The following is a 9,029-nucleotide window of genomic DNA, read 5'->3' as shown; positions in this document are numbered from 1 at the left end:
GTTCGATCGGTTCTATGACTTCCGGGCAGGCAGCTTGAGGGAAAGCGCCTTGTCCAGAAGGTAACCCGCGACGCCGCCGCGAGTGAACGCATCATGCGCGCGGAAGGCAGGCGTCCTCCGGATTGTCTCGATGGCGTCACCGAGCCCCTCGAGCAGGGCCTTCGCCCGGGAATAGTTTCCGTACCACAGCTCGGGCCGCCGATCGGGCAGATCATACGGCCCGCCGTATCGCTCGAAGGTCTCCCGCAGGCGTGAGACCGCGCTGATGACCCGGTAGTCGCTCGCCAGGTCCAGGGCGCGGACGATGTCGGGCAGACGCTGGTCGAGGACCCTGTCGAAGACCTGATCCACCCGGCGTCGCCTGCTCTCGTCGCGGTCGATCTCGAAAAAGACTTTACGGGCCGGATCGTCACCCACCTTCTTCCTGCGGGAGGCACCACGACCGAACGGAGATCCGGGACGAGAGATCCGGGACGCGTATCCGTGGAAATCTTTCATCGGCACCGGAAAGCCGAGTACCTCGTCCAGCTCGCCGACCTCGTTCCGGAAGTCCTGAATCACGGTCGTGACGAGGCCGTGCATGCGCATCGCCCGGTCCCGGCTGATGAAGGCGCTCACCCCGTGGGCGACGACGAGCGCACTCACCGAGAATCCGGTGGCACCCGACAGCAGGTTCGAGAAGTACGGGTGATCCTGGAGCGCACCGGGATGGCGGAGTTCGAGGTAGACGCCTGCGGCGAACGTGACGAGGGCGATGAACGCGAGCGCGAACGTGAGAGTCGCGGGAAGCCGAGGGGGCATCAGGACACTCCGCCGCGTCGCAGTCTTCGCCCCAGGCGTTCAGCTCGCCGCTTCGCGGGGCCGACGTGGCACTTGTCGCCTCCGGGCGGCCGGGCCGGGTGGCACCGGTAGCCGGGCAGCACGCGGATGAGGTCAGTGGCCAACGGGATTCGCTCCTACGACAAAGCCGTTACTTCCGACCGTGACAGCCACCTTATCGGGAGTTGTCACCCCTGTGAGTTGGCGTTGATCGGGGGAATTGGGTATCCCTGAACAAGTCGGAGGGAGACCCATGCGGGCAGCACGCGTTGGACTGGTGGTGGCGGCGGTCGTCGCGGCGGGGTGTGGGCTCGCCCCGGCACCCGACGACGACCAGGGATCGCGGAAGAACGGGCCGACCGCGCAGACCGGACCGTCCGAACTGGTCACCAAGTCGCTCCAGGACGTCGAGCGGTTCTGGCAGGCCAAGTTCCCCTCGGTGGCCGATGGAAAGGCGTTCCAGCCGGTCAAGGGCGGCTACCACCCGTACACCGAGAGCAAGCCGCCGCCCGACTGCGGTGGGCAGCCCTTCGCCTACCAGCCCAACGCGTTCTACTGCCCCGACGGCGATTTCATCGCCTGGGACAACCAGCAGCTCATCCCGCAGCTGCAGGAGGCTTTCGGGCCGTTGCTGGTCGGGGTGGTGATGGCGCACGAGTACGGGCATGCCATCCAGGCCCGCCTCGGCGACTCCGAGCAACCCACGGTGGTGCTCGAACAGCAGGCCGACTGCTATGCCGGGGCATGGCTCGCCGAAGTGCAGGCAGGCCGGTCGACGGCGTTCAAGAAACCGTCGGCCGGCCAGGTCGACAACACCGTCGCGGGCATCCTGATGCTGCGCGACCAGCCCGGCACCCCGGCCCTGGCCGAGGGGGCGCACGGCAACGCGTTCGACCGGGTCCGCGCCCTGCAGGAAGGCGTGCAGCAGGGCGTGGCCAAGTGTGCGAGCTACAACGAGAGCAACCTTCAGGTCACCGAGGTGCCGTTCAGCACCCGGGAGGAAGCGGCCACGGGCGGGGACCTGCCCTACGAGGACGCGATCAACCTGCTCGCCAAGGACGCCCAGGACTACTGGACCCGCACCTATCCGGAACTGCCCGGCGGCGGCGCCTGGCAGCAACTGCGGGTCGAGGGCTTCCGGGCCGGCTCACCACCCGACTGCAAGGACCCGGACGAGCAGGCCGAGGGTGCCGCCTTCTACTGCCCGGCCGGTGACTTCGTCGCGTTCGACAGCTCCGACCTGGGCCCCCGGCTGCACGAACGCATCGGCGACTTCGCCGTCGGCATGTTGCTGGGCGACCTGTTCTCCCGCGCGGCCCAGGACCGCCGGGGCGAGTCGACCGAGGACAAGGCGGGCCAGCTGACCGTCGACTGCCTGGCCGGCTCGTGGACCAACGACCTGCTGACCCGCGACAACCAGTCGAACGAGGGCGTCCGCCTCTCCCCCGGCGACCTGGACGAGGCGGTGACCGCCCTGCTCGCCTTCGGTCGCGCCGGCGACAACGCGGGCCCGTCCGCCTTCGACCGGATCGCCGCCTACCGCAAGGGCGTCCTCGAGGGCCTGGGCGTCTGCGTCTAGCCCGGCCGGCCGGCGCACTGTCCCGTCGGCGTCGACGGAGATCCCGTGGCGCCATCGGCGGACAGGGCCGCGTCCGCCGCGAACGCTCGCGAGAACCGGACGCGACGCTTCAGCCCTCGCTCGCCCGGGGCTTGGGGATGGCCGGGACGGCGGCGGCGGTGGTGGCCCGGACGTTGAGTACGGCTGCGACCAGGCCCAGCAGGGACGCCGCGACTATCGCGTCCAGCCAGTAGTGGTTGCCGGTCACGACCACGACGAGCAGCGTGATCGCCGGGTGGGCCAGCCACAGCCAGCGGACCCGGGAGCGGGACGCGCCGATCATCGCGATCGCCACCGCCAGGGCCCAGCCCACGTGCAGGGACGGCATCGCGGCGTACTGGTTGGTCAGGGAATCGCTGCTCGGGGAACCGTAGACCGCGGGGCCCAGCAGGCGGCCGGTGTCCACGATGCCGAGCGCGGTGATCATGCGCGGCGGGGCGAGCGGCATCAGGAGGTGGACCACCAGGGCGGCCGCGGTCAGCCAGGCGAGCAGGCGGCGGGTGGGCACGTAGCGGTCCCGGCGCCGGACGTACAGATATATCAGGCAAGCCGTGGTGGCCGGGAAATGAACGTACGCGTAATAGCAGTTCATGGCTTTTATCAGCCATTCCTGGCTGAGCAGTGAATGCTGGAGCGCGAATTCGCTCGGCAGGTGCAGCATTCGTTCGAAATCCCACACCTGCTGGGCGTTGGCCAGCGCTTCGCCGACGTGCCCCGAGGCCGCGACACGGCCGATTTTGTACGCGATGAACAGCAGCGCGACGAGCAGGATTTCCCGGAGTGCGCGTTTGAGCTGGGCCCGCCTGCGCTCCGCCTTGCTGGGCTCCACGCTCTGCGGCGCACGTTCCTGCAGCAGGCTCATAACCGCGTCTCCCCCCGTCCCGGCCGGATGTTCGCCCTCATTGACGGGAATCGGTGGCCGGCCTGCGATCTTTGCAGACTCGCGCCACCCCCGGATATGACCCCCTTCACCTGCGGTCCGCACGTCGTTCACCAGCACCCGGACGAACCACCCCTATCGGCCGAACCGGTCATTCCGCTGTGGCTCCGTGCCGCTAAAATCGCCGGATGCCGGAGATAGTGGAGTTGCTGGCGTCCCCGATTCACCGGTTCGAGGGCCGGCCGTCCGACGGGCCGTCGCCGGCCCCGGCGGGTGAGCTGGTGCCGGCCGTCGAGGTGCGGGCCGGCCTGGGCATAGTCGGCGACCGCTACTTCGGCAAGCCGGCCCACCGCGACGCGTCGGTGAGCCTGATCGCCCGCGAGTCACTGCCGCCGGGAACGAGTCTGGCACAGGCGCGGCGCAACATTCTGGTATCGGAAATCCCGGTCGACGACCTCGTGGGCACGATCCTGACCCTCGACTCCGGGGCCGGCCCGGTGCGGCTGAAGGTGCACGGCAAGGCCCACCCGTGCGCCTGGATGGACGTCACGGTCGGCCCGGGAGCGTGGAAGGCTCTGCGGGGAAAGGGCGGAGTCCTCTGCGCGCCGTTGAACGACGGAATTCTGCGAATCGGCCCGGTGGAGGCGAAGTGGGAATGAGCGAGTTGCGTCTGCGGCCGGTCGAGGACAGCGACCTCGACACGCTTTTCGAACACCAGGCCGACCCGGCGGCGGCCGCGATGGCGGATTTCCCGTCCCGCGGCCGGGAACAGTTCGACGCGCACTGGGCGAAGATCCGCCGCGACGAGTCGACAATTCTGCGGACAGTTCTGGTCGACGACACGGTCGCGGGCGGAGTCAACAGCTGGCTCGATGACGGACGGCGGTTGATCGGTTACTGGATCGGCCGCGAATTGTGGGGCCGCGGCGTCGCGAGCCGGGCGCTGGCACTGTTCGTGGCCGAGGTGCCGGAGCGCCCGCTGCACGCCTACGTGGCCGCGCACAACATCGGCTCGATGCGGGTGCTCGCGAAGAACGGTTTCGAACTCGTGGACGACGTCTGGGTTCTCAGCTGACCGGTTCGTCGGCGGAGACCGCGTCGATCAGGGCGGCCAGCCGACCGGCCACGACGGCCAGGCCCGCGTGGTGCGGACCGCCGGGCTCGATCATGTAGGTGTCCCGCCGGATCTCGATCATCAGAGCGGCCACCCGGGCGTCGGTACGCCAACGGTCGGCCGGGACATAACACCCCGCGAACGGCGTGTTGAAGCCGGCTTCCGGAAACGCCGCGACCGCCGCCGCCACCAGGGCCGCGGGGGTGTGGAAGTGGTCGGTGCCCAGACAGATCGGCGGGCGAGGTCCGGCGCCGTGCAGCTCGTACGGCAGGGCCTCGGTCGAGTACGAGTGCACGTCGAGAATCACTGCCCGCCCGGTCACCGCGATCCGATCGGCGACCAGTGCGGCCAGCCCCCGCGCGTACGGCCGGTAATGCTCCTGAAGTGCGGCCTGCTCCCGTACCGGCGAGTCGTCGCGCAGCCGGCGCCCCGCGTACCCGTGCGTGTAGATGGCCCCCATCCCCACCGCCCGCATCTCCTCGGCCTCGCCGAGGAACCGCTCCGGGTCGACCACCAGACGCGACAGGCCATTCTCGAAGATCCACGGCCGGACGGCCCCACCCGCAGCCGCCTCCGCGGCGATGACGTCGGTATGCGCGTCGGTCAGTTGATCGAGCTCCTCCCCCAACTCACCGCCGGTAATCAGCAACTCCTCACGCACCCTGTCCGTAACCGCCCTGGCCGCATGCGGCACGTGCAGAATCACCGACGACCCCGCCGCCCCCGCAACCACCGAAAACCCCATCCGCGAAGGCTAACCGCCGGCCCCGCAGCCACACTGCTGACCGGAACGCCTGGGACACCCACCGGCCACCATCCGGTCGGGCAGCAGCGGCCGACGCGGGTTGAGGGGCAGCGACGGCCGCCGGCCGAAGAAGAGAAAGCCCCGGCCTTGGTGACTGTCCGAGGCAGTCGGAACTGCACTGGGACAAGGGACCAGGACGGGCGGGACGCGGGAGGATACGGGACGGGAGTGGGGCGGGAGGGTAAATTAGCGATTTATCCGTCGGAGGCGTCTCTGACCTTAAGGTGACGATATGTCGAAAGGGCTCGAGGGTGGTACACCGATCACTGTGCAGCGCAACGTGTTCGAGGCCCTTGTCGGGGACCGCAGCCTGACTATCAAGACCGTGGTGGCCGCTGCCTGTGTGGCTGTGGTGGCGTTGTGCGTGGCGGCGCTGTCGATCAACCGGATGTCGCACCTCAACGGTGACCTCAAGAACATGAAGTCGCAGCACGTCGACACGCTGCAGGAAGTGGCCAACGTGCGGGGGGCGCTCGGCAGCATGTTCCGCGGCATGCTGATCTATATCAGTCCGGGCAGCAACGCCGAGGCGCGGGCGGGCGGCAAGCAGGAGGTCGAGACCGCCGACAGCAGCATGGACGCGGCCCTGACCAGGTACGACACGCTGACCGAGGGATCGGCGGCGCGGCAGGAAGCGCTCGCGAAGTTCCAGGAGGCGGTGGCGCACTACCGGGCCCTGCGCAACACCGTGATCTTCGGGGAGCCGATGGCGGCCGGCTACACGTTGCCCGCCCCGGCCCAGATCCTGCCGGAGTTCAACACCGTGGAGACGTCGATCAACGAGGCTGTCGCCACCATGCAGAGCGTGGAGGACACCGAGTCGGTCGCGATGGCGGCCAAGGGCACCGACTCCTACAACCAGGCGCGGACGACCACGCTTGTCGCCCTGGTGATCGGCTTCATCCTGGCCGCGGCCATCTGCGTACTCGTCATCAGGTTGATCCGCAACCAGCTCACCACCGTCTCCTCCGCCCTCGACGCGGTCGCCGCGGGCGACCTGACCGTCGCCGCCGAGGTCCGCTCCCGCGACGAGCTCGGCGCCATGGCCGCCGCCGTCAACCGGGCGCGGGAGGGCCTGCGCACCACGGTTCTGGCGCTCACCAACGGCGCCGAGACCCTCGGCGCCGGCACCCAGCGGCTGACCGATGTCACCACCCGCCTCGCCGATCAGGCGCGGCAGGCCGCCGACCAGGCCGCGGTGGTCGCGAACGGGGCCGGCGACGTCTCCACGAACGTGCAGTCGGCGGCGGCCGGCAGCGACGAGATGGGCGCGTCGATCCGGGAGATCGCCGAGAACGCCAACAACGCGGCGCGGGTCGCGGCGAGCGCCGTCACGGTGGCGCAGACCACCAACGACACCGTCGCCAAGCTCGGCACCTCGTCCGAGGAGATCGGCAACGTGGTCAAGGTGATCACCCAGATCGCCGAGCAGACCAACCTGCTGGCGCTGAACGCCACCATCGAGGCCGCCCGCGCCGGCGAGTCCGGCAAGGGCTTCGCGGTGGTCGCCACCGAGGTCAAGGACCTCGCCCAGGAGACCGCGAAGGCGACCGAGGACATCGCCCGGCGGGTCGAGGCGATCCAGGCCGACACCACCGACGCCGTCGAGGCCATCGCCGAGATCTCCCGGATCATCGCGGAGATCAACGACTACCAGATGACCATCGCGTCGGCGGTCGAGGAGCAGACCGCCACCACCCAGGAGATGAGCCGCAGCATCGGCGACGCCGCCGACGGCAGCAGCAACATCGCCGGCAACATCAACTCGGTGGCGGCGGCGGTGCAGGCGCAGACCGGCGCGCTGCACGAGGCCGACCAGTCGGTCGGCGAGCTGACCCAGGTCGCCGGCGAGCTGCGCGCGGTCGTGGCCCGCTTCCGGGTCTGAACCCGATCCGGTCGGCCCCGGGCCGAGGGTGGCGGTGGGCCCGGTTCGGGCCGGTAACCTCTGGCGTATGAGCGACGAGGAGGCCGGGCGGCGGCGTGCCCGCGGCGAGCTCGAGTCCGAGGTGATGACGGCCCTGTGGGCGGCCGGCGAACCGCTGACTCCAGCCGGGGTGCAGGCCGCACTGGGTGGCGAACTGGCCTACAACACTGTCCTGACCATCCTGATCCGCCTGCTCGAGAAGGAACTGGTCCGGCGCGGCCCGGCCGACCGCGGCCGGGGGCACGCCTACTGGCCGGCGCAGGACGCGGCGACCCTGACCGCCACCCGCATGCGGGCCGCCCTCGACGAGCGGCCCGACCGGCAGGCGGTCCTGCAGCAGTTCGCCGCCGGTCTGGAGGCCGACGACGTGCAGATGCTGCGCGCTCTGCTGGCGGAGCGCGAAGCGTGACCTTCACCGTCTATCTCCCCCTGCTGCTGCCGGTCCTGGTAGCCCTGGCCGCCCGCCAACTCACCGACCGCGCCCGTCCCCGCGCCGCCGTCCTGGCCCTGGTAGCGGCTTCGGTCCTGACCGCCGCGGCGTCGGTCTGGTCGCTGCTGCTGCTGGTGCTGACCCTCTTCGACGACCTGCCCGCGATGGTGGCCCTGGACAGCCGTCCCGGCGTGCATCTGCCCGAACCGGTCCCCGACCGGGTCGCGGTCACCGCCGCCGTGGTGCTGGCCGCCTGTCTGCTCAACCTCGCCCGCGACGTGCACCGCCACCGCAGCACCGCCCGCCGCCTGCGGGACGCGGGCCCGGCCGCGGGTGGCGTCGTCGTCGCCGACTGGGACGAGCCGCTGGCCGTGGCCGTGCCCGGCCGCCCCGGCCAGGTGCTGATGACCACCGGCATGGTGCGGGTCCTGGACGCCGACGAGCGCCGCGCCGTGCTCGCCCACGAACGCGCTCACCTGGCCCACCGCCACCACCTGGCGGTCCTGCTGACCAGCGCCGCCGCCTCGGTCAACCCGCTGCTGCGGCCCGCCCGCGACGCGGTCTCGTTCCTGGTCGAACGCTGGGCCGACGAGGAGGCCGCCGCCGGGCTGGGCAACCGCGACCTGGTGGCGCGGGCGGTCGCGCGGGCCGCCCTGGCCACGGCCGACTTCCGGACGCCCGCGCCGGCCCTGGGCGTGCACGGCGGCGTCATCGTCCGCCGGGTCAAGGCCCTGCACCGCCCCGCCCCGACCACGGCCACCTGGCGGCTGGCCCTGCCGGCGGCCGCGGTGATCGCCTGCCTTGTCCTGGAGGCGAACGCCACCCTCGACTTCGTCGACGTCCTGCGGGCGTGGCTGACCAACTGACCGAACCGGGCGCGGCGACCGGGGTCACCGGCGGGACCCGGGCCGGCGCTCCAGCCAGACGGTGTCGGGCCAGTCCGGCCGGTCGCCCGGTTCACGGCGCAGCTCGGTGAACCCGCGGCCGGCGTAGAAGCGGGCCGCCGGCTCGTTGCCGTCGACGTACTCGAGGCGTACCGGAAGATCTGTGGCCCGCGCCAGCAGCGCCGCCAGCAGCGCCGAGCCGGCGCCGGTGCCCTGACTCGCCGGCCGCACATAGAGCTTCCAGATGATCGGTACGTCGCCGCGGAGATCGATGTTGCCGACGCCGACGATCACACCCGCCTCGTCCACCGCGACCAGGACGGTGGTGTCCCGCAGACTGCGCGCGATCGCCGCCGCCGACCACCAGGTGTCGAGGCCCTCCCGGACGTACTCGTCCCCCGCGAAGGCGTAGGTCGCCGGCCAGGTCAGTTGCCCGACCGCGACGATCGCGTCCACGTCCTCGTCCCCGGCTCCCCTGATCAGCATCCGCCGATTCTGCCCGCTTCCACGGCCGGCCGACCAGCGGCCGGCCGGGAACCGATCCGGGGCGGGAGA

Annotated in this window: 10 protein-coding genes; 6 read left to right on the top strand and 4 right to left on the bottom strand. The window is 70.8% G+C overall.

What is annotated here, in order from left to right; genetic code table 11:
* Positions 1–12: 12 nt before the first annotated feature.
* Entirely contained in the window at positions 13–801 is a 789-nt protein-coding gene (locus Afe05nite_RS38135) for a hypothetical protein (protein WP_203822196.1), read from the bottom strand.
* A 271-nt stretch (positions 802–1,072) separates the two neighbouring features.
* On the opposite strand from Afe05nite_RS38135, the gene Afe05nite_RS38130 reads away from it, so the two are divergent.
* Entirely contained in the window at positions 1,073–2,398 is a 1,326-nt protein-coding gene (locus Afe05nite_RS38130; protein WP_203822195.1) for a neutral zinc metallopeptidase, read from the top strand.
* A 109-nt stretch (positions 2,399–2,507) separates the two neighbouring features.
* Here the strand turns inward: Afe05nite_RS38130 and Afe05nite_RS38125 are convergent, their stop codons facing one another.
* Positions 2,508–3,299 carry a phosphatase PAP2 family protein gene (locus Afe05nite_RS38125; protein ID WP_203822194.1) on the bottom strand — a complete coding sequence of 264 codons (792 nt, stop codon included), beginning with the start codon at positions 3,297–3,299 and terminating at the stop codon, positions 2,508–2,510.
* 206 nt (positions 3,300–3,505) lie between these two features.
* Between Afe05nite_RS38125 and Afe05nite_RS38120 the strand changes: the two genes are divergently transcribed.
* A complete protein-coding gene (locus Afe05nite_RS38120) occupies positions 3,506–3,976 on the top strand; it encodes a molybdenum cofactor biosysynthesis protein (RefSeq protein ID WP_203822193.1) in 471 nt (156 codons plus the stop codon).
* Complete coding sequence (locus tag Afe05nite_RS38115) at positions 3,973–4,392, top strand: GNAT family N-acetyltransferase (protein ID WP_203822192.1); 420 nt, start codon at positions 3,973–3,975, stop codon at positions 4,390–4,392. Before Afe05nite_RS38120 ends, Afe05nite_RS38115 begins: the two co-directional genes overlap by 4 nt.
* Here Afe05nite_RS38115 and Afe05nite_RS38110 read toward each other — a convergent pair.
* On the bottom strand, positions 4,385–5,176 hold the full coding sequence (locus Afe05nite_RS38110) for an N-formylglutamate amidohydrolase (RefSeq protein WP_203822191.1): 792 nt from the start codon (positions 5,174–5,176) through the stop codon (positions 4,385–4,387). The genes Afe05nite_RS38115 and Afe05nite_RS38110 overlap by 8 nt on opposite strands.
* A gap of 292 nt (positions 5,177–5,468) precedes the next feature.
* Here Afe05nite_RS38110 and Afe05nite_RS38105 point away from each other — a divergent pair, with 292 nt between their 5' ends.
* The 3 genes from Afe05nite_RS38105 (at position 5,469) to Afe05nite_RS38095 (ending at position 8,456) form a co-directional block, all read left to right on the top strand.
* Positions 5,469–7,121 carry a methyl-accepting chemotaxis protein gene (locus Afe05nite_RS38105; protein WP_203822190.1) on the top strand — a complete coding sequence of 551 codons (1,653 nt, stop codon included), beginning with the start codon at positions 5,469–5,471 and terminating at the stop codon, positions 7,119–7,121.
* Between the two features lie 67 nt (positions 7,122–7,188).
* Positions 7,189–7,569 carry a BlaI/MecI/CopY family transcriptional regulator gene (locus tag Afe05nite_RS38100; protein WP_203822189.1) on the top strand — a complete coding sequence of 127 codons (381 nt, stop codon included), beginning with the start codon at positions 7,189–7,191 and terminating at the stop codon, positions 7,567–7,569.
* The gene (locus Afe05nite_RS38095; protein WP_203822188.1) at positions 7,566–8,456 is read left to right on the top strand and encodes a M56 family metallopeptidase; all 891 of its coding nucleotides are present in this window, start codon (positions 7,566–7,568) and stop codon (positions 8,454–8,456) included. The genes Afe05nite_RS38100 and Afe05nite_RS38095 overlap by 4 nt, the downstream gene beginning before the upstream one ends.
* A 24-nt stretch (positions 8,457–8,480) precedes the next feature.
* Here Afe05nite_RS38095 and Afe05nite_RS38090 read toward each other — a convergent pair whose 3' ends face one another.
* Entirely contained in the window at positions 8,481–8,960 is a 480-nt protein-coding gene (locus Afe05nite_RS38090) for a GNAT family N-acetyltransferase (RefSeq protein WP_203822187.1), read from the bottom strand.
* Positions 8,961–9,029 lie beyond the last annotated feature (69 nt).

This window comes from Paractinoplanes ferrugineus (assembly GCF_016862195.1).
In the GTDB taxonomy this organism is placed as follows: Bacteria; Actinomycetota; Actinomycetes; order Mycobacteriales; family Micromonosporaceae; genus Actinoplanes; species Actinoplanes ferrugineus.
This window is presented reverse-complemented; position numbering and strand designations above follow the sequence as displayed.

Excerpts from the sequence above, each read along its gene's own strand:
- Afe05nite_RS38090 (WP_203822187.1), bottom strand. The coding sequence starts at position 8,960 with ATGCTGATCAGGGGAGCCGGGGACGAGGACGTGGACGCGATCGTCGCG.
- Afe05nite_RS38110 (WP_203822191.1), bottom strand. The coding sequence starts at position 5,176 with ATGGGGTTTTCGGTGGTTGCGGGGGCGGCGGGGTCGTCGGTGATTCTG.
- Afe05nite_RS38130 (WP_203822195.1), top strand. The coding sequence starts at position 1,073 with ATGCGGGCAGCACGCGTTGGACTGGTGGTGGCGGCGGTCGTCGCGGCG.
- Afe05nite_RS38105 (WP_203822190.1), top strand. The coding sequence starts at position 5,469 with ATGTCGAAAGGGCTCGAGGGTGGTACACCGATCACTGTGCAGCGCAAC.
- Afe05nite_RS38135 (WP_203822196.1), bottom strand. The coding sequence starts at position 801 with ATGCCCCCTCGGCTTCCCGCGACTCTCACGTTCGCGCTCGCGTTCATC.
- Afe05nite_RS38125 (WP_203822194.1), bottom strand. The coding sequence starts at position 3,299 with ATGAGCCTGCTGCAGGAACGTGCGCCGCAGAGCGTGGAGCCCAGCAAG.
- Afe05nite_RS38120 (WP_203822193.1), top strand. The coding sequence starts at position 3,506 with ATGCCGGAGATAGTGGAGTTGCTGGCGTCCCCGATTCACCGGTTCGAG.
- Afe05nite_RS38100 (WP_203822189.1), top strand. The coding sequence starts at position 7,189 with ATGAGCGACGAGGAGGCCGGGCGGCGGCGTGCCCGCGGCGAGCTCGAG.
- Afe05nite_RS38115 (WP_203822192.1), top strand. The coding sequence starts at position 3,973 with ATGAGCGAGTTGCGTCTGCGGCCGGTCGAGGACAGCGACCTCGACACG.